Below are 26,151 nucleotides of genomic sequence, written 5' to 3' on the forward strand. Positions count from 1 at the left end.
TTCAAACTCAAGATTTCAACGCTTCGGCCAGCTTCGCGATTTTGCCGCGAACCGAGCCATCGATAACCAGGTCGCCCGCGCGGATCACAACACCACCGATAAGGGAGGCGTCTTCCGTCACGTGCAGACGCACTTCTCGGCTGAGCCGTGCGTTGAGAACCTTGGCGAGTTTGTCTTGCTGTTCGGTGCTCAATGCGAAGGCACTGGTCACTTCCACGTCTACCGACTTCTCCTGCTCGGCTTTGTACAGCTCGAACTGGGCGGCGATTTCCGGCAACAGATCGAGACGATCGTTTTCGGAGACGACGGAAATGAAGTTGCGTGCCTGGGCATCAAACTTGTCACCACACACTTCGTTGAAAGTGGTGGCCTTTTCTGTACTCGTCAGACGCGGGGCCTTGAGCACGCGTTGCATAGTGTCGTCTTGCGACACCGCTGCAGCCAGGCCGAGCATGGCTGACCAGGAGGCCAGTTGCTGGTTGGCCTGAGCGTGCTCGAAAGCAGCCTTGGCGTAAGGTCGGGCCAGCGTGGTCAGTTCTGCCATGATCGCCCTCGCTTAGATTTCGGCGGCCAGTTTGTTAACCAGCTCCGCATGCGCGTTTTGATCGATGGATGCACCCAGGATCTTCTCGGCACCGCCAACGGCCAGGGCACCCACTTGGGCACGCAGGGCGTCTTTGACGCTGTTCAGTTCCTGTTCGATCTCGGCCTGAGCCTGAGCCTTCACACGGTCAGCTTCGACACGAGCCTGATCACGGGCTTCGTCGACGATCTGAGTACCGCGTTTCTTGGCTTGCTCGATGATTTCAGCAGCCTGGGTTTTGGCTTCGCGCAGTTGCTGGGCCACTTTCTCGTGGGCCAGTTCCAGATCGCGAGCCGCACGGTTGGCGGCGTCCAGACCATCAGCGATCTTCTTCTGGCGTTCGCGCAGAGCCGTGATGACCGGAGGCCATACGAACTTCATGCAGAACAGCACGAAAATGAAGAACGCAACGGCCTGGCCAATCAGGGTTGCATTAATGTTCACGCCAATACCTCGCTCGTTCGTTGTCTATCCAGCTAATCAACTCGAAGAGTTGATTAGGCCGGGATCTGAGCGATGAACGGGTTAGCGAAGGTGAAGAACAGGGCGATACCAACACCGATCATGGTCACGGCGTCCAGCAGACCGGCGACGATGAACATTTTCACCTGCAGCATCGGAACCATTTCCGGCTGACGAGCAGCACCTTCCAGGAATTTGCCGCCCAGCAGGCCGAAGCCAATGGCAGTACCCAGAGCGCCCAGACCGATCAGCAGGGCAACAGCAATCGCGGTGAGACCAACTACAGTTTCCATTTTTCCTCCCGACTTTTACGTCGTATTTGTTTAAAGGTTTAAGTGAAGCGGTAAAGCGGTTTTGGTTACCTAAAGAGGCCGAAGCCTCTTAGTGGTTGTCTTCGTGTGCCATCGACAGGTAGACGATGGTCAGCATCATGAAGATGAACGCCTGCAGGGTGATGATCAGGATGTGGAACACAGCCCACGCCCAGTTCAGCGCAACACCCAGGGTGCTGAGCAGGAACAGACCACTGCCGAACATCACGGCAATCAGGATGAAGATCAGTTCGCCGGCATACATGTTGCCGAACAGACGCAGAGCCAGAGAAATCGGCTTGGCGATCAGGGTGACGAACTCGAGCAGGAAGTTCACCGGGATCAGCAGGATCTGCACAACGATGTTGCTGCTGCTGAACGGGTGCAGGGTCAGCTCGCCGAGGAAGCCGCCGATGCCCTTGACCTTGATGCTGTAGAAGATGATCAGCGCGAACACCGACAGGGCCATGCCCAGGGTGGCATTCGGGTCGGTGGTCGGTACGACTCGGAAGAACAGATGGTCGTTGCCGGCGATCTTCGCAGCCAGGACCGGCAGGAAGTCCACCGGCACCAGGTCCATCAGGTTCATCAGGAAGATCCAGACGAAGATGGTCAGGGCCAGCGGGGCGATCAGGGCGTTACGGCCGTGGAAGGTGTCCTTCACGCTGCCGTCGACGAACTCAATCAGCACTTCGACGAAGTTCTGCAGACCACCCGGTTGACCGCTGGTGGCGCGCTTGGCGGCCATGCGGAACAGCAGGATGAACACCAGGCCGAGAACTACCGACCAGCCCAGGGTGTCTACGTGGAAGGTCCAGAAGCCCATTTCCTTTGCTTCTTGCGCGGTGTGGGCGAAGCCCCAGTCACCATTCGGCAGCTGCCCGAAGGTCAGGTTCTGCAGGTGGTGCTGGATATAGCCCGAAGCGGTTTGTTCTGCCATGTTTGCCTCAAACGCTCTAAGGTCTCGAAAGTCTTGTTCTCATCAGCAGCGGAGCGAACCAGCCGACGCTGAGCGCCAGCACAAAGACGCCAAAAAGAGCAGGCGCCTCCAGTGGTTTCACCACTACGAACGCCAGCGCAAACAGCACTGCCGTCAGAATCAGCTTGCCCGCTTCGCCGGCATAAAAAGACCGGACGATGTTCTGGGCGGCCCTGGCGCCGCTGAAGCGGAATGCCTTGTGGGCGAAGTACAGGTTGGGAAGCCAGGCAATCAGCCCCCCACAGAGTCCCGAGTAGCCACTTACCGGTCCGCGCCAGCCGTACAGAACGGCGGCAGCCAACAGGATCACGACCAACTGGGCCAGCAGCACCGGAAAGACCGGTAAACGATGGAAGGGCAGGCGCTTTTGCATGCGGACATCCATCTCTTGCTGTTCCTCTAGGTCGGCACGTCAAATCAACAACTTGGCATACTTTGTGCCGACAAAATGCGCGCAGAGTATAGGGGCGGTTCCCACCCCGTTCAACTGGCCGGTAGTGAATTCCGACCGCTCGCTACATGTGCAATTGTGTCCGGATTTCAGCGGATATGAGCGAGGACACCCTGAAGCTCATCCAGCGAGTTGTAGCGGATCACCAGCTGACCCTTACCCTTCTGACCATGTTTGATCTGCACCGGAGCCCCTAGCTTCTCGGCCAGGCGCTGTTCCAGACGGTTGATGTCCGGGTCGGCCTTGACCTTCTCAACAGGCTTTTCCTTGCTGTTCAGCCACTGACGGACCAGTGCCTCGGTCTGGCGCACAGTCAGGCCGCGTGCGACAACATGTCGCGCGCCTTCGACCTGCTGTTCCAGCGGCAGGCCGAGCAGGGCACGGGCGTGGCCCATCTCCAGATCTCCGTGGGCGAGCAGGGTCTTGATCTCTTCCGGCAGGGCGATCAGGCGCAGCAGGTTGGTGATGGTGACGCGCGACTTGCCCACTGCATCGGCGACCTGTTGCTGGGTCAGTTCGAACTCCTGCTGCAGGCGCTGCAGGGCCACGGCTTCCTCGATCGGATTGAGGTCTTCGCGCTGGATGTTCTCGATCAACGCCATAGCGATGGCGGCTTCGTCCGGCACTTCGCGGACCATGGCCGGAATCTTGTCCAGGCCGGCCTGCTGGCTGGCACGCCAGCGACGCTCACCTGCGATGATCTCGAAACGGCCACCACCGATGGGGCGCACCACGATCGGCTGCATCACGCCCTGGGCCTTGATCGAGTTGGCCAGCTCTTCCAGAGCAGACGGGTCCATGTCTCGGCGCGGCTGGTACTTACCACGCTGTATCAGGTCCAGTGGCAGGTGCTGCAGCTCGCGGCTGTCGGCTTTGACCGCCTGTTCTTCCAAGGTAGCGGCGGTGCTGCCACCGAGCAGGGCGTCCAGTCCGCGGCCGAGCCCGCGCTTCTTGATGGCCATGGGATTCCTTATACGGTTGCGGTTTTCGCGGCGGAGCGTTGACGACGCACCAGCTCGCCGGCCAGTGCCAGGTAGGCAATGGCGCCACGGGATTGCTTGTCGTAGGCCAGCGCCGGCATGCCGAAGCTGGGCGCCTCGGCCAGGCGCACATTGCGCGGGATGACCACGTCATACAGCTGCTCGCCGAAATGGCTCTTGAGCTGGGCGCTGACATCGTTGGTCAGGCTGATGCGCGGGTCGTACATGGTGCGTAGCAGGCCTTCGATCTTCAGAGTCGGGTTGAGCAGCTCGCCAATGCGCTGGATGCTGTTCATCAGGTCGGTCAGGCCTTCCAATGCGTAGTACTCGCACTGCATGGGGATGATCACGCCATCGGCGGCGACCAGGGCGTTGACCGTGAGCATGGACAGCGCCGGTGGGCAGTCGATGAGGATGTAGTCGTAGTTCTCGCGGATCGGCGCCAACGCATAACGCAGGCGGCTTTCCTTCATCTTCATTTCGAGCAGGACGACTTCAGCGGCGGTCAGGTCGCGGTTGGCCGGCAGCAACTGGTAGCCGCCGTGCTCGGAGAACTGCATGGCCTCGCCGACGGTGCTCTCGCCGGTCAGTACGTCGTAGATCGAGTGCTCCAAGGTCTGCTTATCCACACCACTACCCATGGTGGCGTTGCCCTGGGGATCGAGGTCGATCAGCAGCACGCGACGCTTGGTGGCCACCAGCGAGGCGGCCAGGTTGATGCAGGTGGTGGTCTTGCCGACCCCGCCTTTCTGATTGGCGATCGCGAATACCTTGGCCATCTTGCTTCCCCCTAGACCGAGCGACGCAGTATCAACAGATGGCGCTGGCCTTGGCAACCGGGAACCCGCAGTACCTCGCAGCTTTGCAGGCGGAAGTCCGCCGGCAGGGCTTGCAGCTCGTCGTCCGGCTGTACGCCCTTCATCGCCAGCCACTGGGTGTCAGCGTCACCGAGGTGGCGGGTCCAGTTGCTGAAGTCCTCCAGCGAACTGAAGGCGCGCGAGCAGATGCCGGCGAACGGCACCTCCGGGCGGAATTCCTCGACGCGGCTGTGGACAACTTCCAGGTTGGCCAGCTTGAGTTCCAGTTTCACCTGGGTGAGAAAACGGGTCTTCTTGCCGTTGGAGTCGAGCAAAGTGAAGCGCCGCTCGGGGAACAGGATGGCCAGGGGGATACCGGGCATGCCGCCACCGCTGCCGACATCCAGCCAGCTAGCGCCGCGCTCAGCGACAAAGGGCACCACGGACAGGCTGTCGAGCAGATGGCGCGAGACCATCTCGTCCGGGTTACGCACCGCGGTTAGGTTGTAGGCCTTGTTCCACTTGATCAGCAGGGCCAGGTAGCCGAGCAGTTGTTCCTGCTGCGTCGCAGTAAGTGCGACGCCAAGCGTCTGCGCGCCTTGCGCGAGTTCCTCGGCATGGCATTGGGTGACCTGGGACATCAGGCGCTCTGCTCCAACTGACGGCCAGCGCCGCGTTTCTTCAAATGGATCAACAGCAGCGAGATCGCCGCCGGCGTCACGCCCGGGATACGACCGGCCTGACCGAGGGTCTCGGGGCGGGCATTGCCGAGCTTGTGCTGAATCTCCTTGGACAGGCCGGAAATGCTTGCGTAGTCGATATCGGCCGGCAGCTTGGTGTCTTCACTGGCGCGCAGACGCTCGATCTCTTCCTGCTGACGGTCGATGTAGCCGGCGTACTTGGTCTTGATCTCGACCTGCTCGGCGACCTGGGCATCGACCTGCGGCGCTTGTGTCACTTCGGCCAGGGCCGCGTAGTCGATTTCCGGGCGGGCCAGCAGGTTGAGCAGGTTGTACTCATGGGCCAACGGCGTGCCGAAGCGCGCGACTATGGCATCGCCCTGCGGCGTGCCGGGGCGTACCCAGGTGCTCTTCAGGCGCTGCTCTTCCTGGACGATGCCCTCGCGCTTGGCCTCGAAGGCAGCCCAGCGGGTGTCGTCGACCAGGCCCAGCTCGCGGCCTTTCTCGGTCAGGCGCAGGTCGGCGTTGTCCTCGCGCAGGATCAGCCGGTATTCGGCGCGTGACGTGAACATGCGATACGGCTCCTGGGTACCCAGGGTGATCAGGTCGTCGACCAGCACGCCGATGTAGGCCTCGTCGCGACGGGGGCACCAGGCATCCTTGCCCTGGGCACGCAGCGCGGCGTTGGCGCCGGCCAGTAGGCCCTGGGCACCGGCTTCTTCGTAACCGGTGGTGCCATTGATCTGGCCGGCGAAGAACAGGCCGCCGATGACCTTGGTCTCCAGGCTGTACTTGAGGTCGCGCGGATCGAAGTAGTCGTATTCGATGGCGTAGCCGGGACGCACGATGTGGGCGTTCTCCATGCCGCGGATGGAACGCACGATGTCCAGCTGCACGTCGAACGGCAGCGAGGTGGAGATGCCGTTGGGATACAACTCGTGGGTGGTCAGACCTTCCGGCTCGATGAACACCTGATGGCTGTCCTTGTCGGCGAAGCGATGGATCTTGTCCTCGATCGACGGGCAGTAACGCGGGCCGATGCCCTCGATCACCCCGGAATACATCGGCGAGCGATCCAGGTTGCTGGCGATGATCTCGTGGGTGCGCGCATTGGTATGGGTCATCCAGCAGCTGATCTGGCGTGGATGCATGTCCTTGTTACCAAGGAAGGACATCACCGGGATCGGCGTATCACCGGGCTGCTCAGTCATTACTGAGAAATCCACGGAACGGCCGTCGATACGCGGCGGGGTGCCAGTCTTCAGGCGACCAACACGCAGCGGCAGCTCGCGCAGGCGCTTGGCCAGGGCAATCGAGGGCGGATCACCGGCACGGCCGCCTGAGTAGTTCTGCAGACCAATGTGGATAAGTCCGCCGAGGAAGGTACCGGTGGTGAGTACCACGTTGTCAGCCATGAAACGCAGACCCATCTGGGTCACTACGCCCTTGACCTGACCCTGCTCGACGATCAGGTCGTCCGCCGCCTGCTGGAATATCCACAGGTTCGCCTGGTTTTCCAGGATCTCGCGGATTGCCGCCTTGTACAGCACACGGTCAGCCTGGGCACGAGTGGCGCGCACGGCAGGGCCCTTGCGGCTGTTGAGCACACGGAACTGGATGCCGCCTTTATCGGTAGCCAGCGCCATGGCGCCGCCGAGGGCATCGATTTCCTTGACCAGGTGGCTCTTGCCAATACCGCCGATGGCTGGGTTGCAGCTCATCTGGCCGAGGGTTTCCACATTGTGGGTCAGCAGCAGGGTCTTCACGCCCATGCGTGCGGCTGCCAGCGCAGCCTCGGTACCGGCATGACCGCCGCCGATCACGATCACGTCAAAACGGGAAGGGAAGTCCACCACGCACCTCGTGCCTGTTGAGAAAGGGGGATTGGAAAAGGGGTGGCAAGTATAGGGAGTTGGCCTGTCCGAATGAAGTCTTCTGCACAAAAAATAGCCAGGCTGATGTCTTTCAGGAAAATAGAGAATAAAAGAGAGAAATCTTATAAAGCTTAGTTTTTATGTTTATGTATGGTGTAGCGGATTTCTGTGGATAGATTGCTACAACCTCCATATGCCATGATCTGCAGCGATGTATAAGACTGTGCCATTCCTGGCGTTATCCGCTGGGAAAGCTGGAGAGCACCTGTGGATGAAAACGTAATTTATGCACAGGCAGTTTTTCCAACCCCTTATCACCAGGCTTATCGACTGGGCTCAGGCGTGGTTTTCCACAGGGTTCAGAAAGCTTATTTGCCGATGCAGAAGCTGGAGAAGATGCGCCCGAGCAGGTCATCCGAGCTGAAGGCACCGGTGATTTCACCCAAGGCCTGCTGGGCCTGACGCAGATCCTCGGCCAACAGCTCACCGGCGCCCATCAAAGTCAGTTGATTGCGGCCGTGCTCGAGGCTGGTCTGGGCCTGGCGCAATGCTTCGAGGTGGCGACGGCGGGCGCTGAAGCCGCTTTCGGCTGTCTGCTCGAAGCCCATGCAGGCCTTCAGGTGTTCTCGCAGTAGATCCAGGCCTTCGGCTGATTTGGCAGACAGCGCGATGGTCACATGGCCATCCTCACAGGTATCCAGCAGCACCGCTTCGCCGGACAGGTCTGCCTTGTTGCGGATCAGGGTGACCCGTGCCGGATCAGGCTTGGCGTCGAGAAACTCCGGCCACAGGGCAAAGGGATCGGTTGCCTCCGGGGCGGTGGAGTCGACGACCAACAGCACCCGATCCGCCTCGCCGATAGCCTTGAGTGCACGTTCCACGCCGATACGCTCGACCTGGTCATCGGTATCACGCAGGCCGGCGGTATCGACCACGTGCAACGGCATGCCGTCTATGTGGATATGTTCGCGCAGCACGTCGCGGGTGGTGCCGGCGATATCGGTGACGATGGCCGCCTCGCGCCCGGCCAGGGCGTTGAGCAGACTGGACTTGCCAGCATTGGGCCGGCCAGCGATCACCACGTTCATGCCGTCGCGCAGCAGGGCGCCCTGGCCGGCTTCGCGAATAACTGTGGATAAGTAGTCGCGCACTCCATCCAGCTGGCTCAACACATGGCCATCGGCGAGGAAGTCGATCTCCTCCTCGGGGAAGTCGATGGCTGCCTCCACATAGATGCGCAGCTGGATCAGGCGCTCGGTCAGTTCATGCACCCGCCGCGAGAACTCGCCCTGTAGCGAGCGCAGGGCATTGCGCGCAGCCTGGGTCGAGCTGGCTTCGATCAGGTCGGCGATAGCCTCAGCCTGGGCCAGATCGAGCTTGTCGTTGAGGAAGGCACGTTCGCTGAACTCCCCAGGTCGCGCCTGGCGGGCGCCGAGCTGCAGGCAGCGCTGTAGCAGCATATCCAACACCACCGGGCCGCCGTGGCCCTGCAGTTCCAGCACGTCTTCGCCGGTGAAGGAATGCGGGCCGGGGAAGAACAGCAGTAGGCCCTGGTCGATCACCTGGCCATCGCCGTCGTGCCAGGCACCATAGTGGGCGTGGCGCGGCTTGGGCTGCAGGTCGCCGAGGCTGATGCCGATGGCCCGCGCCTGCGGCCCAGAGACCCGAACTATGCCCACACCTCCGCGACCCTGGGCGGTGGCGACGGCGGCGATGGTTTCGCGGGCTGTGGTCATGGTTCGGTTCTCGGCTGTGGATAAATTGCGGATAGCAAAACGCCCCACGAGGGGGCGTCTTGTGCAGCTTCAGCGGACTCAGGCTTTCGCCGTCGCGGCCTCGATCTGCCGGGTAATGTACCACTGCTGGGCGATGGACAAGCAGTTGTTGACCACCCAGTACAGCACCAGACCGGCAGGGAACCAAAGGAAGAAGAAGGTGAAGATGATCGGCATCAGCTTCATCACCTTGGCCTGCATGGGGTCCGGCGGAGTCGGATTCAGGCGCTGTTGGATGAACATGGTGGCGCCCATGATGATCGGCAGCAGGAAGAACGGATCCTTGATCGACAGGTCGGTGATCCAGCCCAGCCACGGGGCCTGACGCATCTCGACGCTTTCCAGCAGCACCCAGTAGAGGGCCAGGAATACCGGCATCTGCACCAGGATCGGCAGGCAGCCACCGAGCGGGTTGATCTTCTCCTTCTTGTACAGCTCCATCATCGCCTGGGACATCTTCTGGCGATCGTCGCCATGCTGTTCCTTCAGCGCAGCCAGCTTCGGCGACACGGCGCGCATGCGGGCCATGGAACGGTAGCTGGCGGCGGACAGCGGGAAGAACGCCAGTTTGATGATGATGGTCAGGACGATGATCGACCAGCCCCAGTTGCCGAGCAGGTTGTGGATATGTTCCAGCAACCAGAAGATCGGCTGAGCGATGAACCACAGGATGCCGTAGTCGACGGTCAGCTCGAGGCCTGGGGACAGCTGCTTCAGGTGTTCCTGGATCTTCGGACCGGCGTACAGGACGGCACCGGTTTCGGCGCTGGCGCCGGCGGCGACACTCAGCTGCGGGCCGGTGAAGCCGATGATGTAGTTGCCCTGGCTGTCCTTGCGGGTCTGCACGCTGTTGCTGTCGTCCTTGTTGGCGACCCAGGCGGTGACGAAGTAGTGCTGTAGCCAGGCGACCCAACCACCCTGCACGGTTTCGCGCAGGTTCTTGTCGTCCATGTCGCCCATCTTCACCTTTTTGTAAGGCTCTTCGGCGGTCCACAGGGCTGCGCCCAGATAGGTCGCAGTGCCGGTAGCGGTTGTGGACGATGGATCGGCGCTGTTGTCGCGCTTGAGCTGGGCGTAGAAGTTGCCGCTCCAGGCTTGGCCGCTCTGGTTGTCGACCTTGTAGGTGACGCCCAGGTCGTACTGGCCGCGCTCGAAGCTGAAGCGCTTGACGTAGTTGACGCCGGCTTCTGCGTAAGTGAGCTCCACCACCAGCTTGTCCTGGCCTTCTGCCAGTTCATAATTGCGCTTGTCACTGCTCCACAAAGCACGTCCGCTGGACTTGTCCGGTGCGTTGGAGCCAATCAGGCCGCTCTGTGCCAGGTAGGTACGCTCGCCGCCGTTGTCGAACAGCTGGAATGGTACGTCCGGGCGGTCCTGGCGACGTGGGTAGAGTGGCAAGGTTAGTTGGACGATATCACCGCCTTTTGGATCGATAGCCAGTTCCAGCACATCGGTCTTCACACGGATCAGTTCGTCACTGACAGCCGCAGGGGCAGCCAGCTGCGGGTTAGCCTCGCCATTGGCAGTCGGCACATCGTCAGCGGCATTGCTGCTCGGAACGTCCGGCAGGTTCGCGGCGGGTTTACCACCCACGGTGGCACTGGCGCTGGCTGGGATAGCAGCCTGGCCGTAATCCTCGTTCCACTGCAGAACCATCAGGTAGGACACGATGGCCAGTGCGACGAGCAGGATCGAGCGTTGGATGTCCATGGATTACTCGGTCATCGAAGAGGGGGGAGAGGGTGGAACCGGATCGTAGCCACCGGGATTCCAAGGATGGCAGCGGCCGAGGCGACGTATGCCAAGCCAGCCACCATGCAACACACCATGGGTCTCTATGGCCTGTTGCATGTAGCAGGAACAGCTGGGATAGAAGCGACAGTGGCTGGCCATCAAGGGGCTGATAGCATAGCGGTAGAACTGGATCGGGAGGATCGCCAGTTTACGCATGGGGTCTGTCGCTTACCCCGGGAGGTGCGGCTTCGGAACGCTGCTTGGCCAGGCGCTTCCAGAGTTTGCCGAACTGCTGGTGCAGTTCCGGGTTATCCAGATCGCCAAGACCCTTGCGTGCCACCACGACAATGTCCATACCTGCCAGAAACTCTTGATTGAGCCGGAAGGAGTCCCGGATCAGACGTTTCAGGCGGTTTCGCTCGACGGAGAGCTTGACGCTTTTCTTGCCGATCACCAGTCCCAGTCGGGGATGCTCGAGATCGTTGGCGCGTGCGAGGAGCAGGACATTCTTGCCAGGAGCCTTGCCGCTCGGTGAGTCAAAGACTGCTTTGAAGTGCCGGGGGGTCAGCAGACGCTTTTCCCGGCCGAAGCCTCGACTCACCACCCGTTCCGGCTTATTCAGACGGTCAGACGCTTGCGACCTTTGGCGCGACGGCGGGACAGGACTGCACGGCCGTTCTTGGTGGCCATGCGGGCACGGAAGCCGTGAACGCGAGCGCGCTTGAGGGTGCTGGGTTGGAAAGTACGTTTCATGGCGATCTACCTGGGTGGTCCATACGGGCCTGGATGGCCCCCGTTTAAAGAGACCGGCGATTCTAGTGAAACCGAGGCCTCAGGTCAATTTCCAACCAGCTCGAATGTACAAAGAAAGATAAAAGGAAAGAAATTCTCTAAAGAGCTTGTTCTTGTAAAACCTAATAGGGGGTAGCGGCGCTGTGGAAAAGTACCCCTAGCGCACGGTAGGGCTACCTTGTATGGAAGGATAAGGTTGTCGGAAAACGGTGCGCGAGGTGTTTGCAGCAGGTGCAAGACCTGTGCAGGAATCGTCGATTTACCCACAGATGGTTTTTCCAGAGGGTTACTCCCAGGCTTTTACCCAGCCCTCAGTTACCTTTATCCACAGCGTTTCTGAATTTCCCTGGGAATCCTGGAAACATAAATAAATCATTGATTTTGCTCGGTTGAAATCGCTTATTCGTGTGGATAACTCTAGCCCCCAGGACTACAATGCAGGCTGATTTTTTGCTTCGCCAATCGTAGCGATCCCAGGGGATATCAGTGTCCGTAGAACTTTGGCAGCAGTGTGTGGAGCTGCTTCGCGACGAGTTGCCTGCTCAACAATTCAATACTTGGATCCGCCCCTTGCAGGTGGAATCCGCTGGCGACGAGCTGCGCGTCTACGCGCCCAACCGTTTCGTGCTCGACTGGGTCAATGAGAAATACATGGTACGCCTGCTGGAGCTGCTGGCTGAGCGTGCCAACGGCCTGGCTCCCGCCCTTTCCTTGTTGATCGGTAGTAAGCGCAGTGCCGCTCCACGCATGGCCACGCCGACGCCCTCTTCTTCTATTAATAGTGCACCGGTAGCTGCTGCTCCTGTTGCCGTGGCCGACGAGCCTCTCGCCAGCGATCCGCTGGTGAGCACTGCTCCGGCTCCAGCGGCCAGTCGCCCGACCGAACGCACCGTTCAGGTTGAAGGCGCGCTCAAGCACACCAGCTACCTGAACCGCACCTTCACCTTCGAGAATTTCGTCGAGGGCAAGTCCAACCAGATGGCTCGCGCTGCGGCCTGGCAGGTAGCGGACAACCTCAAGCACGGTTACAACCCGCTTTTCCTCTATGGTGGCGTCGGCCTGGGCAAAACCCACCTGATGCACGCGGTGGGCAACCACCTGCTGAAGAAGAACCCCAACGCCAAGGTGGTGTACCTGCATTCCGAGCGCTTCGTCGCAGACATGGTCAAGGCGCTGCAGCTCAACGCGATCAACGAGTTCAAGCGTTTCTATCGTTCGGTCGATGCGCTGCTGATCGACGATATCCAGTTCTTCGCCAAGAAGGAGCGCTCCCAGGAGGAGTTTTTCCATACCTTCAACGCACTGCTTGAAGGCGGCCAGCAGGTGATCCTCACCAGCGACCGCTACCCGAAGGAAATCGAGGGCCTGGAAGAGCGACTGAAATCGCGCTTTGGCTGGGGCCTGACCGTCGCGGTCGAGCCGCCGGAGCTGGAAACCCGCGTCGCCATCCTGATGAAGAAGGCCGAGCAGACCAAGGTCGATCTGCCGCACGACGCTGCCTTCTTCATTGCCCAGCGCATCCGCTCCAACGTGCGTGAACTGGAAGGCGCGCTGAAACGGGTGATCGCCCACTCGCACTTCACCAACCAGCCGATCAGCATCGAGCTGATCCGCGAGTCGCTGAAGGACCTGCTGGCCCTGCAGGACAAGCTGGTGAGCGTGGACAATATCCAGCGCACCGTGGCCGAGTACTACAAAATCAAGATTGCCGATCTGCTCTCCAAGCGGCGTTCCCGTTCGGTGGCGCGACCACGTCAGGTCGCCATGGCGCTGTCCAAGGAATTGACCAACCACAGCCTGCCGGAAATCGGTGATGCTTTTGGCGGAAGAGACCACACCACAGTACTGCACGCCTGTCGTAAGATTGCTGAATTGCGCGAAGCCGACGCGGATATCCGCGAGGACTACAAGAACCTGCTGCGCACACTGACCACCTGAATACGCAGCCCATAAGGCAAGGGACGAGACCATGCATTTCACCATTCAACGCGAAGCCCTGTTGAAACCCCTGCAACTGGTCGCCGGCGTCGTCGAACGCCGTCAGACCTTGCCGGTCCTGTCGAACGTGTTGCTGGTCGTCGAAGGCCAGCAGCTGTCGCTGACCGGTACCGACCTGGAAGTCGAGCTGGTCGGTCGGGTGGCACTGGAGGACAGCGCCGAGCCGGGCGAGATCACCGTGCCGGCACGGAAGCTGATGGATATCTGCAAGAGCCTGCCCAGCGACGTAATGATCGATATCCGTGTCGACGAGCAGAAATTGGTGGTCAAGGCGGGTCGCAGCCGCTTCACCCTGTCGACCCTCCCGGCGAACGATTTCCCAACCGTGGAAGAAGGTCCTGGCTCGCTGACCTTCAGTCTGGTGCAGAGCAAGCTGCGGCGCCTGATTGATCGCACCAGTTTCGCCATGGCCCAGCAGGACGTTCGCTACTACCTCAACGGCATGCTGATTGAAGTACAGACTGGTGTTCTGCGCGCTGTCGCCACCGATGGTCATCGCCTGGCTATGTGCGCCATGGAAGCGACTATCGAGAACACCGAGAAGCACCAAGTCATCGTGCCACGTAAAGGCATTCTCGAGCTGGCTCGCCTCCTCACCGAGCAAGACGGCGAAGTGGCCATCGTGCTGGGTGCCAACCATATCCGCGCTACCACCGGCGAGTTCACTTTCACCTCCAAGCTGGTCGATGGCAAGTTCCCTGATTACGAGCGCGTGCTGCCGCGCGGTGGCGACAAGCTGGTGGTTGGTGATCGACAAGCCCTGCGTGAGGCCTTTAGCCGTACCGCGATCCTGTCCAACGAGAAGTACCGTGGCATTCGCCTGCAGCTGGCTAGCGGCCTGCTGAAAATCCAGGCCAACAACCCGGAGCAGGAAGAAGCCGAAGAGGAAGTGGTAGTCGACTACAACGGCGGCTCCCTGGAGATCGGTTTCAACGTCAGCTACCTGCTCGACGTGCTGGGTGTGATGACCACCGAACAGGTGCGCCTGATCCTCTCCGATGCCAACAGCAGCGCCCTGGTGCAGGAAGCCGGTAACGACGATTCGTCCTATGTCGTCATGCCGATGCGTCTGTAATCTCGCTGAATGTCCCTCTCCCGCGTCACCGTCACCGCGGTGCGAAACCTGCACCCGGTGACGCTCTCCCCCTCCCCTCGCATCAACATCCTTCACGGCGCTAACGGCAGTGGCAAGACTAGTCTACTGGAAGCCATTCACCTGCTCGGCCTTGCCCGCTCCTTCCGAAGCAACAAGCTGTTGCCGATGATCCAGTACGAGCAACCCGCTTGTACCGTATTTGGTCAGGTGCAGCAGCTGGATGGTTTGCAGAGCAATCTCGGTATTTCGCGCGACCGCCAGGGCGAGCTGCAGATCCGTATCGACGGACAGAGCGCTCGCAGCACGGCGCAGCTTGCCGAATTGCTGCCGCTGCAGGTAATCAATCCGGACAGTTTCCGCTTACTGGAAGGTGCGCCCAAGGTGCGACGACAGTTCCTCGACTGGGGAGTGTTCCACGTGGAACAACGCTTCCTGCCAGCCTGGCAGCGCCTGCAGAAGGCCCTGCGGCAGCGGAACTCATGGCTGCGGCATGGTACACTCGACGCCGCGTCGCAAGCGGCTTGGGACCGTGAACTGTGCCTGGCGAGCGACGAGTTGGACGGTTATCGGCGTGCCTATATTCAGGCCCTGAAGCCGGTGTTCGAGCAGGTGCTGCACGAGCTGGTGGAGCTGGAAGGGTTGTCCCTCAGCTATTACCGGGGATGGGACAAAGATAAGCCACTGACCGATGTCCTGGCTTCTACCCTGCCCCGTGATCAGCAGCTCGGTCACACTCAGGCCGGTCCGCAACGTGCTGATTTGCGCCTGCGTTTGGGGGCTCACAATGCCGCGGAGATTCTGTCCCGCGGTCAGCAGAAGCTGGTGGTATGTGCTTTACGCATCGCCCAGGGGCATCTGCTGAACCAGGCCAAGCATGGCCAATGCATCTATCTGGTGGACGACCTGCCGTCGGAGCTGGATGAGCAACATCGACAGGCCTTGTGCCGACTGCTGGACGATTTGCAGTGTCAGGTGTTTATCACCTGTGTCGATCACGAATTACTGAATGATGGCTGGCGCACGGACACGCCGGTCGCCATGTTCCACGTGGAACATGGCTGTATCACCCAGACACGACCATCGGGAGTGAAGGCATGAGCGAAAACCAAACGTACGACTCCAACAGTATCAAGGTCCTCAAGGGCCTGGATGCCGTACGCAAGCGGCCAGGCATGTACATCGGCGACACCGATGACGGCAGTGGTCTGCACCATATGGTCTTCGAAGTGGTCGACAACTCGATCGACGAAGCGCTGGCCGGCTACTGCAGCGACATCAGCATCACCATCCATCCCGATGAGTCCATCACGGTGCGCGACAATGGTCGTGGCATCCCGGTGGATATGCACAAAGAAGAAGGCGTCTCTGCAGCCGAGGTCATCATGACCGTGCTGCACGCCGGCGGTAAGTTCGACGACAACAGCTACAAGGTATCCGGCGGCCTTCACGGCGTGGGCGTCTCGGTGGTCAACGCTCTGTCGAAGGAACTGGTTCTGACCATTCGCCGTAGCGGCAAGATCTGGGAGCAGACATACGTACATGGTGTGCCTCAGGCCCCCCTGGCTTCGGTTGGTGACAGCGATGGAACCGGTACGCAGATCCATTTCAAGCCATCGGAAGAAACCTTCCACAACATTCACTTCAGCTGGGACATTCTGGCCAAGCGCCTGCGCGAACTGTCCTTCCTCAACTCCGGTGTCGGCATCCTGCTTAAGGATGAACGCAGCGGTAAGGAAGAGCTGTTCAAGTACGAGGGAGGTCTCAAGGCATTCGTCGAGTACCTGAACACCAACAAGACCATCGTCAATCAGGTGTTCCACTTCAACATCCAGCGCGAGGAAGATGGCGTGGGTGTGGAAGTCGCTCTGCAGTGGAATGACAGCTTCAACGAGAACCTGCTGTGCTTCACCAACAACATTCCGCAGCGTGACGGTGGTACCCACCTGGCGGGCTTCCGCTCCGCCCTCACCCGTCACCTGAACAACTACATCGAAAGCGAAGGTCTGGCGAAGAAGTTCAAGGTTGCTACCACCGGTGACGACGCCCGCGAAGGTCTGACTGCGATCATCTCGGTCAAGGTGCCGGATCCGAAGTTCAGCTCGCAGACCAAAGACAAGCTGGTCTCTTCCGAGGTGAAAACCGCGGTGGAACAGGAGATGGGCAAGTACTTCTCCGACTTCCTGCTGGAGAACCCCAACGAAGCCAAGGCCGTGGTCGGCAAGATGATCGACGCCGCCCGTGCTCGTGAAGCCGCCCGTAAGGCGCGTGAGATGACCCGCCGCAAGGGCGCGCTGGATATCGCCGGCCTGCCCGGCAAGCTGGCTGACTGCCAGGAAAAAGACCCGGCGCTGTCCGAACTCTACATTGTGGAAGGGGACTCCGCGGGCGGCTCTGCGAAGCAGGGCCGTAACCGCAAGACCCAGGCGATCCTGCCGCTCAAGGGCAAGATTCTCAACGTCGAACGTGCTCGCTTCGATCGCATGATTTCTTCCCAGGAGGTCGGCACGCTGATCACCGCCCTCGGCTGCGGTATCGGTCGCGACGAGTACAACATCGACAAGCTGCGTTACCACAACATCATCATCATGACCGACGCCGACGTCGACGGCTCGCACATCCGCACCCTGCTGCTGACCTTCTTCTTCCGTCAGCTGCCGGAGCTGGTCGAGCGTGGCTACATCTATATCGCCCAGCCGCCGCTGTACAAGGTGAAGAAGGGCAAGCAGGAGCAGTACATCAAGGACGACGAGGCCATGGACGAGTACATGACCCAGTCGGCCCTCGAAGATGCCAGCCTGCACGTCAACGAGAATGCCCCGGGCGTTTCCGGTGCCGCACTGGAGCAGCTGGTCAACGAATACCGCGCGGTGATCAAGACCCTCGGCCGCCTGTCTCGTGTCTACCCGCAGGACATCACCGAGCACATGGTCTACCTGCCGCGCGTGTCGGTGGAACAGTTGGCCGACCAGGCTGCCATGCAGAGCTGGCTGGAGGCTTTCCAGGCGCGCCTGAAGGCTGCCGAGAAGTCTGGCCAGACCTACACCGCCAGCCTGCGTGAAGATCGCGAGCGTCACCTGTGGCTGCCGGAAGTGGAAATCCTGGCTCACGGCCTGTCCACTTACATCACCTTCAACCGCGACTTCTTCGCCAGCAACGACTACAAGTCGGTTACCGCTTTGGGCGACCAGCTCAACAGCCTGCTGGATGACGGCGCCTATGTGCAGCGTGGCGAGCGCAAGAAGGCGGTCTCCACCTTCAAGGAGGCCTTCGATTGGTTGAAGACCGAGAGCACCAAGCGTCACAGCATCCAACGCTATAAGGGGCTGGGTGAGATGAACCCGGAGCAGCTGTGGGAAACCACTATGGACCCGACCGTTCGCCGCATGCTCAAGGTGACCATCGAGGATGCCATCGCTGCAGACCAGATCTTCAACACCCTGATGGGTGATGCCGTGGAGCCGCGTCGCGACTTCATCGAGTCAAATGCTTTGGCAGTCTCGAATCTGGACTTCTGACAGTTCCCTCTCCCAGGCAAAAAAACCCGGTCATTAAGCCGGGTTTTTTTCTTTCTGAATCATGGAGTTGTGTTAGTAGCCGAATCGCTAAAGCGGAGCGGTTGGTGCAGGTCTGTCGAATGCCGCTAGACTCGCAGAAAAACCCCCGGCCAATCATGGCTGCTGGCGGGATAGAGCTCATGATCGCCCATACGCCGACCATCTTTGCTTCGGTTGCTCTGGTCGCCATTACCATGGTGGCCTGCCTCGTCATTGTGGGACGCTTCCGGCGCGAGGACGGTCTGTTCACGATCGGCTGCGGCCTGTTGGCCCATGCCTGCGCCTACGTCTGCTATACGCTTTACGGCCATGCCAGCTTGTGGATCAGCTACGCGCTGGCCAACACCTTGTTGTCCACCGCGCTGGCGTTCTATACGGCGAGCATCTTTCGTATTCGCACCCTGCCCGTTCCCTGGCTCGCGATATTCAGCCTTCCGGCAATCATGGCTCTATGTATGGCGTTACTGGTAGAGACAAGAGAGCCGCGCATGCTGGTGTCATCGGTAGTACTGATGGCGCAGTGCGGGCTGATTGTCCTCTGGGCTCATCGCACCGCGGCGCCGGAAGGACGGGCCCATCACTTGCTGATGATTGGCGGAGCCGTGAGCCTGGTGGGATTGCTGATTCGGGTACTGGCGATCCTTGGTGGCTCGGTCACCGACATGCGTTATGACGTGAGTAACCTCAAGCAGAGCATCTCCGTGAGCATCGGTACTGTGACGGTGATGACGCTCTCGCTTGGTCTGATATTGATGGCCAAGGAGCGCAGCGAGTCGGCGCTGCGCCAACTGGCTCTGCGTGATGGTCTGACCGGCCTGCTCAACCGAAGGGCGATACTGGATCGAATGATCGAGGAGATGGAGCGAGCCAAGCGCTCTTCCACGCCTCTGGCGGTGGCGATGCTCGATATCGACCACTTCAAGCAGATCAACGATCGCTTCGGCCATCTGGCAGGTGACCAGGTGCTGGGTCACTGTGCCAGACACATGGGATTGCGCCTACGCAAGATCGATGGCCTAGGACGCTATGGTGGTGAAGAGTTCCTGTTGCTGCTTCCGGATACAGACCCGCATGGTGCCATGGCGGTGGTAGAGGAACTGCGCGAGTCCATTGCCGAGAGCGTAGTGATGTTCGAAGGGGAACCCATCAGCGTAAGCTTCAGTGCGGGTGTCTGGTGTGACGTACCGGCCCTCGATGACAATGCGGACAAGCTTATCGGTAAGGCCGATGCCGCCTTATACCAGGCCAAGCATCAGGGCCGTAATCGTTCGCGCATGCTGCCCTGTGAGCGTGTACTGCCGGACAACCTCAGCCTGCCCGGCTATCCCTGGGAATGAGGTGGGCCGTCAGGTCCACCAATAGCGCACGAAGTGGAAGAAGATCGGCGCGGCGAAGCACACCGAGTCCATGCGGTCGAGCATGCCGCCGTGGCCCTCGATCATGTGGCCCCAGTCTTTCACTCCACGGTCGCGCTTGATCGCCGACATCACCAGGCCGCCGGCGAAACCCAGCAGGTTGACGGTCAGCGCCATCAGCGCGGCCTGCCAGAAGCTGAACGGGGTGATCCAGAACAGCGAGGCGCCGACCAGGCTAGCCAGGGCCACACCGCCGACAAAGCCTTCCACCGTCTTCGATGGCGACAGCTTGGGCGCGATCTTGCGCTTGCCGGCCAGCTTGCCGCAGACGTACTGCAGCACGTCCGACAGCTGCACGACGATGATCAGCCAGGCGATCAGCAGCAGGTTGCGCCCTTCGTAGCCGGGGATATCCAGAGTCAGCAGCGCCGGCACCGCGGATACGCAGTACACCGCGATCATCAGCCCCCATTGCACTTCCGAGGCGCGTTCGAGGAAGCGCGTGGTATCGCCGGCCAGCGAGGCGAGGATCGGCAGCAGCAGGAACAGGTAGACCGGGATGAAGATGGCGAACAGGCCGTACCAGTCCAGCGCGATCAGCAGGTACTGCATCGGCAAGGCGAAGTAGAAGGCTGCCACCAGCGCCGGGTAGTCGCTGCGCCGGGTCGGCGTCAGGGTGAGGAATTCGCGCAGGGCGTAGAAGGACACGAAGTAGAACAGCAGGACCACGCCGTTGTTGCCGAACAGGAAGGCGATGCCGATGACCAGCACCATCACCCACCAGGCATCGATGCGCGCATTGAGGTTCTCGATTACCGCATTGGGTACTTCACCGGCACGATGGCGCAGGACGCGCGCGATCAGGGTGGCGATCAGCAGTACGGCGCCGATGCCGGCGAACAGCAGGATTGTGTTGCGATCCATCTCAGACTACCTCCGGGGCCAGTTCCAGCAGGGCGTTGCGGGCGCGTTCGAGGAAGGCGGCCTTGTCCTCACCCGCCACGCGCTGCAGCGGCGCACCGAAGCTCAGGGTGCACAGCAGCGGCAGCGGTAGCGCCCTGCCCTTGGGCATCACCCGGTTGAGGTTGGCGATCCACACCGGAACCAGCTCCACCTCGTGCTTGGCCTGGGCCAGGTGGAACAGACCGCTCTTGAACGGCAGCAGCGGCTCCTCGGTGAGGTTGCGGGTGCCTTCGGGGAAGATGATCAGCGAGTCGCCCTGGTCCAGCGCCTCGAGCATCGACTGCAGCGGGTTGGTCTGTGGCGAACGCTGTTCGCGATCGACCAGCACGCCGTTGAACACGTCGCGGATCAGGAAGCGGCGCAGGTCGCCACTCATCCAGTAGTCGGAGCCTGCTACCGGGCGGGTGCGCCGGCGCAGTTCCGGCGGCAGCGAGGCCCACAGCAGGACGAAGTCACCGTGGCTGCTGTGGTTGGCGTAGTACAGGCGCTGTACCGGTTGGGCGGTGCAGCCCAGCCAGAGGGCGCGGGCGCCGGTCAGCAGGCGGGCCGCCGAGGTGATGGCGAAGGCGGTAAGCGAGGCGAGCATGGATCTGACTCCTTTATCCAGCCAGGGAAAGCCAGGGGGTGGCGAGAATGATGCTGAGGGCCAGCAGCAACTGGGCGACCAGCCAGGCGGCCTGCAGGCGCAGCAGGCGCACGGCGCCGCTGCTGCGCTGCTGCCAGTCGCGTGGTTGAGTGCTGGCGGGCTGCAGGCCGAGGCTGTGCAGCGCCTGGTCCAGGTCGCTGGTATGAGCGGCCAGGCGTGAGGCATCGGCGGCCAGGCGAGTGAACAGCTCGGCATCCAGCGCTACGCGGATGGCCCAGTACTTCTGCGCCAGGCCGAGCATCACCAGCAGGCCGCAGAGCAGGCTGCTGGCGGCGCTGTGTGGCGCGCCGAGCAGCGGCGCCAGGCCGTAGGCGAGAGCGAGCAGGGTCAGGGCGTTGGATAGCAGGTCCAGGCCACGGCCGCGACGCAGCAGGCTGGCGACCAGGGCCAGTTGCATCTCAGAGGCCATGCGCCACCTCCAGGCTTGCGACCGGTTGCAGCAGACCCTGCAGCGCCAGGCGCTGCGCATCGCCGAGCACGATCTGCGGACGCTCGGTGCGGATCAGTTCGATGGCCTGCTCGACGCTACTGGCGCGGCCGCTATGCAGCAGCCAGGCGGCTAGCAGGGTGGCGCTGCGCGAGTAGCCGAGGGCGCAGCAGACCAGCAATGGCCCCTGTTGGCGCAGTTGCTCGATCAGCTCGGCGCCCTGGCGGCAGGCCTCGGTATTCGGTGCGACCAGGTCGAGCAGCGGCAGGTTGCGATAGGTCTTGCCGGGCAGGCTGACCGGCAGCTCGGCGCTTAGATCCAGCACCGCGGCGAAAGGCGCCGCTTCATCTGCGCTTGGCACACGACCGAGCCAGATGCCCTCCACCACCTGATCCGGCTGCGGATGCTTGCGCGTCCACAGCCGCGAGTTGATCCAGGCGCCGAGCAGGTAGGGCGCGAGCAGCCAGGTGCTGGCGGAGCCGAGCGAGCCGTTCGCTTGTTTCTGGAACCCGGCGGCGCCGAACAGCGCATAGTTCAGTGCGACCAGCAGTAGCGAAGCGCAGGGCCACAGCAGCCAAAGCCAGGCGCCACCGAGATTGACCGCCAGGGCGGCGCAGACGGCGCTGCCCAGCCCATAGCGCAGGGCCAGGCGCCAACGCTGTGGTTCGCGGGCCAGACGCAGGTTGTGCAGCGGGCTACGGCCTTCGATTGGCCAGAGCCAGACGCACAGCCAGCCGGCCAGGGCACCGGTCGGCACGTCGATGAAGTGGTGCTGCCAGGTAGTCAGCACCGACAGGCCGATCAACGCCATCCAGCCATGCAGCAGTCCGCGCAGCAGCACGCCGCGGGTATGCCGGGCAAACATCGTCCAGATCACCACCAGCAGGGCGATATGTAGCGAGGGCGCCTGGTTGAACGGTTTGTCGAAGCCCATCAGCACATCGAACATCCAGCCGAAGAAGCCGCTCAGCTCCGGGCGCTCGAAGGTGAAGCGCAACGGCCAGAGCAGAAAGCAGGCGACGCAAATTATCTGCGTGCTGAGCAGACGCAGGGCATGCCGGTCCATCTCCCGGCGCGTGGCCGGGAGCAGGAAGGACAGGCCGTAGAGCAGGTCGATCGACCAGTAGGGCACGATGGTCCAGGCCCACAGCGGCGTTGCATGTTCCCAGGCAAAGACCAGACTGCCGACATCGTCGTGTTGAGCCGTCAGCCAGTTGGCGAAGCCGTAGCTGGCGAAGAACAGCGGGGCGAGCAGCAACAGCCAGAGGACCCCGCGCTTCCACAATCCGGTCTCGCGGGCAGCCTGCATCAGGACACCCGCTGAGCCAGGGACACGCTGAAGATGCCCCACTCGTCGATGCGCTGTTCCAGCTTGCGGAAGCCGGCGGCCTCGACCAGCTGGTCCATCTCCGCCTGGCTACGGCGGCGCATGACCCAGGCCTGGCCTTGGCGATGGCTGGTCAGGGCGCGGGCGATCAGCTCCAGCTGCGGGTGCCAGGGCTGGCCGGTGTAGACCAGGTAGCCGCCCTCCTCGACCGCCGCAGCCAGGCCGGCCAACGAGTCGCCGATCATCTGGTTGCTGCCGAACAGCTCGTACAGGCCGGAGACCACCGCCAGGGTTGGTTTGGGATCGAGGGCGGCTAGGTCGGCCTTGTCGAAGGCATCGCCTTTGACGAAGCGGGCGATGTCAGCCAGGCCCTTTTGCTCGATCAGCGCACTGCCGTCGCGCACGTTGATGTCGCTGTAATCGCGCAGCAGGATCGAGTCCGGCTTGTGCTCTAGCCCTTCGAGCGATTCGAGGATGTAGCGGCCATGGCCGGCAGCGATATCGACGATACGTACGCCTTTGCCCGACTCGCGCAGCTTGTCCATGGCCAGGCGCAGCAGCTCCTCGGCATGCACCTTACGCTGGCGGATGCCACGCCAGCCGATGGAGTTGAGGTAGTTCTGATCGATCAGGCGGCCCAGCGCAGACTTGCCGGATGGTTGGTTGCGGTAGACGTAGTCGAGGGTGCTGCCGGAGTCGAAGCCAGTCTCGAAGCCCAGCTTCACGCCGTCGGACAGCCCGCTGCCGAGCTTGAGGCCGGCACGGGTGGCTCGCCAATACAGGTCGCCGAGGGAGTTTTTCGGCAGCGGCGCGGCTAGGCTCTCTGCCTCGGCGCAGCTCCAGCCGCAACGGTCGGCATCCAGCAGTGAGGGACGCGTGGCCGGCTGCTCGAAGCTTTCCAGGATAAAGCGCCGCGCACGGCCCAGGGCATGGGCGCGGTCGCGCTCGCCGAGGGTGTCGTGGAAGAAGCCGGGAAGGATGTGTTGCTCCTTACGCAGGCTGCCCAGGCGCTGGAAGAACTGCTCCTGCGGCTTACGGTGCACCACGAAGTCGGCACCGGAGATCAGCAATTGGGTCGGCACCTGGATCGCCTGGGCATCGGCCACCACACGGTCCGCCGCTTCATACAGGCCGAGCAGCATATTGACCGAGATCGGCCGGGTGATCAGCGGATCGTTCTCGAACGAGGCGATGCGCTCGGGATCGTGGCTGAGGAAGCGCGCCTTGACGTAGCTGTTGACGAAGAAATTACCGCGCCACTGGCGCAGCAGCTTCAGGCCCGGGCGGGCGAAGGGTACATAGAGCTTGACCTTGAACGCCGGCGAGGCGAGCACCAGGCAGCGCACTTTCGGCGCGTAGTCATGGGCCCAGGTGCTGATGATCACCGCGCCGACGCTCTGCGCCAGCACCGCCATATCGGTCTGCTGGATATCGTGCGTTGCGCTGATATGGTCGAGGAAGGTCTGCACGTCGCGCACGCTGGTGGCGAAGCTCGGGCTGTCGCCGCGGGCTCCGGGTGACAGGCCATGACCGCGGGCATCCCAGGCGAAGAAGTCGTAGTCGGGCAGGTCCAGTTCGGCCGGCAGGTGGGCCATGCGCCCGCCATGCTCGTGGCCGCGGTGGAACATCACCACGGCCTTGCGCGGGCCGTCGCCAGGTTGGCTGGCGGGCCAGTGGCGATAGAGCAGTTCCACGCCGTCGTGGGTGAGGAAGACCGCCGTCTTGCAGTCGCGCATCGAAATGTCCCTATTCCGATTGAGAGGGTTGTGCCACCTCGGCCAGGCCTTGGCGCACACGGTTGACCAGGGTCGCCATCAGCAACAGCAGGATCACGGCCAGCAGCCCGTTTATCCAAGACGCCGGTAGCAGGCCGCACGCCACACCGGCGCCCAGCACGCCGAAGCAGAAGGCGCGGTCGCTCTTGCCCATGGGGCCGTCGTAGCGCCGCGAGGCACCGACCATCGGGCCGAGCACGCCGGCGTATTCACTGATCACCGCCAGCACTACCACCAGCACCACCAGGGTCGGCGAGACGCCGGCAAGCAGGGCGAAGGGCAGGTACAGGGCGCTGTCGGCGACCACGTCGCTCAGTTCGTTGAGGTAGGCGCCGAGCTTGGACTGCTGGCCGAACTCGCGGGCGAGCATGCCGTCCACGGCGTTCAGTGCCATGCGCAGCAGCATCCACAGCGGGATCAGGGCGAACAGCCAGGTGATGTCGGGGAAGATCGCCAGCAGCGCGCCGAGCAGTACGGAGACCACAGCTGCGGCCAGGGTCACCTGGTTGGCGGTGACGCCACGATCATAGAGACGCTGCACGCCGGGGCGCAGCAGGTTCTGGAAGCGTGGCTTGAGCTGGTAGATCGACGGCATGGAGCGAAAATCCCTTTCACGATGCGAAGTGCGCTTAGCTTAACCGCTTTGCCGGGGCGGCGTTCCGCGCAGAACGTGCGCTGCCGCGCGAAAAACTTATACCCCGTCGAGCCTATCCCTGGTCTTTCGAGTAATCGCATTAAAATCAGCTAGTTACGCTCTGTAATGGCACTCTGCTGGTATTTCTTGCACAGCTTATCCACAGATGCTCAGGCGGCGCTGGAGGCGCTCTCCTGGGCCACTTCCGGCGTGATGCCGCTGATTTCCTGCTGCGTCTTGGCGACCCAGGCGTAGGCGCGCTCGTTGAGCTCGGCGATGGCGCGCGGGCCTTCGCCCTGGGCGTGCATGACCGGGCCGATCACCACCTGGATGGTGCCCGGGTACTTGGCCCAGCCCTGCTTGGGCCAGAACTCGCCGGCGTTGTGGGCGATCGGCAGCACCGGCAGGCCGGCGTTCACCGCCAGGGCCACGCCGCCGCGGGAGAACTTGCCGATCTGGCCCGGCGGAATACGCGTGCCCTCGGGGAACACCAGCACCCAGGCGCCCTGCTTGATGCGCTCGTCGCCCTGTTTGGCCAGCTGCTTGAGTGCGGCCTTAGGATTGCTGCGGTCGATGGCGATCGGGCGCAGCATGGCCATCGCCCAGCCGAAGAACGGCACGTACAGCAGCTCGCGCTTGACCACCTGCGACAGCGGCTCGAAGAAGGCGGAGAGGAAGAAGGTTTCCCAGGTGCTCTGGTGCTTGGCGAGGATCACGCAGGGCTGCTGCGGGATGTTCTCCAGGCCGTGCACCTCGTAGCGGATGCCGACCACCACCTTGGCCAGCCAGGTGGCGCAGCTGCACCAGGCCTGCACCACCAGGCGGTAGCGGGCACGGAACGGCAGGAAGGGTGCAATGAACACGCAGAGGATGCACCAGAAGAACGAGCTGGACGACAGCAGCAGGTAGAAGAAGAAGGTTCTGATGGCCTGCACTGTCGTCATGGGACTCGGGCTCT

General features: G+C 61.9%; 25 protein-coding genes and 1 pseudogene. 5 read left to right on the top strand and 21 right to left on the bottom strand.

What is annotated here, in order from left to right:
- Nucleotides 1-7 precede the first annotated feature (7 nt).
- The 14 genes from IB234_RS02595 to rpmH all read right to left on the bottom strand — a co-directional run bounded on the left by IB234_RS02595 (nt 8) and on the right by rpmH (nt 11,379).
- Nucleotides 8-544, bottom strand: coding sequence for a F0F1 ATP synthase subunit delta (locus IB234_RS02595; protein WP_192313391.1), 537 nt, complete (start codon nt 542-544; stop codon nt 8-10).
- Between the two features lie 12 nt (nt 545-556).
- Nucleotides 557-1,027, bottom strand: coding sequence for a F0F1 ATP synthase subunit B (locus tag IB234_RS02600; RefSeq protein ID WP_137973935.1), 471 nt, complete (start codon nt 1,025-1,027; stop codon nt 557-559).
- A gap of 53 nt (nt 1,028-1,080) precedes the next feature.
- Nucleotides 1,081-1,338 (bottom strand): F0F1 ATP synthase subunit C, encoded by a 258-nt coding sequence (atpE, locus tag IB234_RS02605; protein ID WP_173210797.1) that lies wholly within the window; start codon nt 1,336-1,338, stop codon nt 1,081-1,083.
- Between the two features lie 88 nt (nt 1,339-1,426).
- Nucleotides 1,427-2,296, bottom strand: a complete 870-nt coding sequence (atpB, locus tag IB234_RS02610) for a F0F1 ATP synthase subunit A (protein WP_192313393.1) — start codon at nt 2,294-2,296, stop codon at nt 1,427-1,429.
- A gap of 16 nt (nt 2,297-2,312) precedes the next feature.
- Complete coding sequence (locus IB234_RS02615; RefSeq protein ID WP_192313395.1) at nt 2,313-2,720, bottom strand: F0F1 ATP synthase subunit I; 408 nt, start codon at nt 2,718-2,720, stop codon at nt 2,313-2,315.
- Between the two features lie 155 nt (nt 2,721-2,875).
- The gene (locus IB234_RS02620; protein ID WP_192313397.1) at nt 2,876-3,748 is read right to left on the bottom strand and encodes a ParB/RepB/Spo0J family partition protein; all 873 of its coding nucleotides are present in this window, start codon (nt 3,746-3,748) and stop codon (nt 2,876-2,878) included.
- Between the two features lie 8 nt (nt 3,749-3,756).
- Nucleotides 3,757-4,545, bottom strand: coding sequence for a ParA family protein (locus IB234_RS02625; RefSeq protein WP_192313401.1), 789 nt, complete (start codon nt 4,543-4,545; stop codon nt 3,757-3,759).
- A gap of 11 nt (nt 4,546-4,556) precedes the next feature.
- A complete protein-coding gene (rsmG, locus tag IB234_RS02630) occupies nt 4,557-5,204 on the bottom strand; it encodes a 16S rRNA (guanine(527)-N(7))-methyltransferase RsmG (protein WP_192313404.1) in 648 nt (215 codons plus the stop codon).
- On the bottom strand, nt 5,204-7,096 hold the full coding sequence (gene mnmG, locus IB234_RS02635) for a tRNA uridine-5-carboxymethylaminomethyl(34) synthesis enzyme MnmG (protein ID WP_192313407.1): 1,893 nt from the start codon (nt 7,094-7,096) through the stop codon (nt 5,204-5,206). Before mnmG ends, rsmG begins: the two co-directional genes overlap by 1 nt.
- Nucleotides 7,097-7,485: 389 nt before the next feature.
- The gene (gene mnmE / locus IB234_RS02640) at nt 7,486-8,853 is read right to left on the bottom strand and encodes a tRNA uridine-5-carboxymethylaminomethyl(34) synthesis GTPase MnmE (RefSeq protein ID WP_192313410.1); all 1,368 of its coding nucleotides are present in this window, start codon (nt 8,851-8,853) and stop codon (nt 7,486-7,488) included.
- A 78-nt stretch (nt 8,854-8,931) separates the two neighbouring features.
- Nucleotides 8,932-10,602, bottom strand: coding sequence for a membrane protein insertase YidC (gene yidC, locus IB234_RS02645; protein WP_192313413.1), 1,671 nt, complete (start codon nt 10,600-10,602; stop codon nt 8,932-8,934).
- Nucleotides 10,603-10,605: 3 nt separating this feature from the next.
- Nucleotides 10,606-10,842, bottom strand: a complete 237-nt coding sequence (gene yidD / locus IB234_RS02650) for a membrane protein insertion efficiency factor YidD (protein WP_192313417.1) — start codon at nt 10,840-10,842, stop codon at nt 10,606-10,608.
- Nucleotides 10,835-11,230 carry a ribonuclease P protein component gene (gene rnpA / locus IB234_RS02655; RefSeq protein WP_192313420.1) on the bottom strand — a complete coding sequence of 132 codons (396 nt, stop codon included), beginning with the start codon at nt 11,228-11,230 and terminating at the stop codon, nt 10,835-10,837. Before rnpA ends, yidD begins: the two co-directional genes overlap by 8 nt.
- A gap of 14 nt (nt 11,231-11,244) precedes the next feature.
- Nucleotides 11,245-11,379, bottom strand: a complete 135-nt coding sequence (gene rpmH / locus IB234_RS02660) for a 50S ribosomal protein L34 (RefSeq protein WP_021702523.1) — start codon at nt 11,377-11,379, stop codon at nt 11,245-11,247.
- Nucleotides 11,380-11,904: 525 nt separating this feature from the next.
- On the opposite strand from rpmH, the gene dnaA reads away from it, so the two are divergent.
- From dnaA to IB234_RS02685, 5 genes and pseudogenes are all read left to right on the top strand, one after another.
- On the top strand, nt 11,905-13,356 hold the full coding sequence (dnaA, locus tag IB234_RS02665) for a chromosomal replication initiator protein DnaA (protein WP_192313423.1): 1,452 nt from the start codon (nt 11,905-11,907) through the stop codon (nt 13,354-13,356).
- A gap of 31 nt (nt 13,357-13,387) precedes the next feature.
- Nucleotides 13,388-14,491, top strand: a complete 1,104-nt coding sequence (gene dnaN, locus IB234_RS02670; protein ID WP_192313426.1) for a DNA polymerase III subunit beta — start codon at nt 13,388-13,390, stop codon at nt 14,489-14,491.
- Nucleotides 14,492-14,500: 9 nt separating this feature from the next.
- A pseudogene (recF, locus tag IB234_RS02675) lies at nt 14,501-15,602 on the top strand (DNA replication/repair protein RecF).
- Nucleotides 15,603-15,606: 4 nt separating this feature from the next.
- Nucleotides 15,607-18,027, top strand: a complete 2,421-nt coding sequence (gyrB, locus tag IB234_RS02680) for a DNA topoisomerase (ATP-hydrolyzing) subunit B (protein ID WP_192313433.1) — start codon at nt 15,607-15,609, stop codon at nt 18,025-18,027.
- 179 nt (nt 18,028-18,206) lie between these two features.
- Nucleotides 18,207-19,403, top strand: a complete 1,197-nt coding sequence (locus tag IB234_RS02685) for a GGDEF domain-containing protein (protein WP_192313436.1) — start codon at nt 18,207-18,209, stop codon at nt 19,401-19,403.
- Between the two features lie 9 nt (nt 19,404-19,412).
- Here IB234_RS02685 and IB234_RS02690 read toward each other — a convergent pair whose 3' ends face one another.
- The 7 genes from IB234_RS02690 to IB234_RS02720 all read right to left on the bottom strand — a co-directional run bounded on the left by IB234_RS02690 (nt 19,413) and on the right by IB234_RS02720 (nt 26,137).
- Nucleotides 19,413-20,345, bottom strand: a complete 933-nt coding sequence (locus IB234_RS02690; protein WP_192313439.1) for a phosphatidate cytidylyltransferase — start codon at nt 20,343-20,345, stop codon at nt 19,413-19,415.
- 1 nt (nt 20,346) lies between these two features.
- Nucleotides 20,347-20,970, bottom strand: a complete 624-nt coding sequence (locus IB234_RS02695; RefSeq protein ID WP_192313442.1) for a lysophospholipid acyltransferase family protein — start codon at nt 20,968-20,970, stop codon at nt 20,347-20,349.
- 13 nt (nt 20,971-20,983) lie between these two features.
- Nucleotides 20,984-21,439 (bottom strand): hypothetical protein, encoded by a 456-nt coding sequence (locus tag IB234_RS02700; RefSeq protein ID WP_192313446.1) that lies wholly within the window; start codon nt 21,437-21,439, stop codon nt 20,984-20,986.
- The gene (locus IB234_RS02705) at nt 21,429-22,766 is read right to left on the bottom strand and encodes a phosphatase PAP2/dual specificity phosphatase family protein (RefSeq protein ID WP_192313449.1); all 1,338 of its coding nucleotides are present in this window, start codon (nt 22,764-22,766) and stop codon (nt 21,429-21,431) included. Before IB234_RS02705 ends, IB234_RS02700 begins: the two co-directional genes overlap by 11 nt.
- Nucleotides 22,766-24,520, bottom strand: a complete 1,755-nt coding sequence (locus tag IB234_RS02710; protein ID WP_192313452.1) for a bifunctional alpha/beta hydrolase/class I SAM-dependent methyltransferase — start codon at nt 24,518-24,520, stop codon at nt 22,766-22,768. The genes IB234_RS02705 and IB234_RS02710 overlap by 1 nt, the downstream gene beginning before the upstream one ends.
- Before the next feature lie 10 nt (nt 24,521-24,530).
- Nucleotides 24,531-25,154 (bottom strand): CDP-alcohol phosphatidyltransferase family protein, encoded by a 624-nt coding sequence (locus IB234_RS02715; protein ID WP_192313455.1) that lies wholly within the window; start codon nt 25,152-25,154, stop codon nt 24,531-24,533.
- A gap of 209 nt (nt 25,155-25,363) precedes the next feature.
- A complete protein-coding gene (locus tag IB234_RS02720; RefSeq protein ID WP_192313458.1) occupies nt 25,364-26,137 on the bottom strand; it encodes a lysophospholipid acyltransferase family protein in 774 nt (257 codons plus the stop codon).
- Between the last annotated feature and the right edge of the window lie 14 nt (nt 26,138-26,151).

Origin of the sequence: Pseudomonas sp. PDM16 (genome assembly GCF_014851865.1) — a bacterium.
GTDB lineage: Bacteria > Pseudomonadota > Gammaproteobacteria > Pseudomonadales > Pseudomonadaceae > Aquipseudomonas.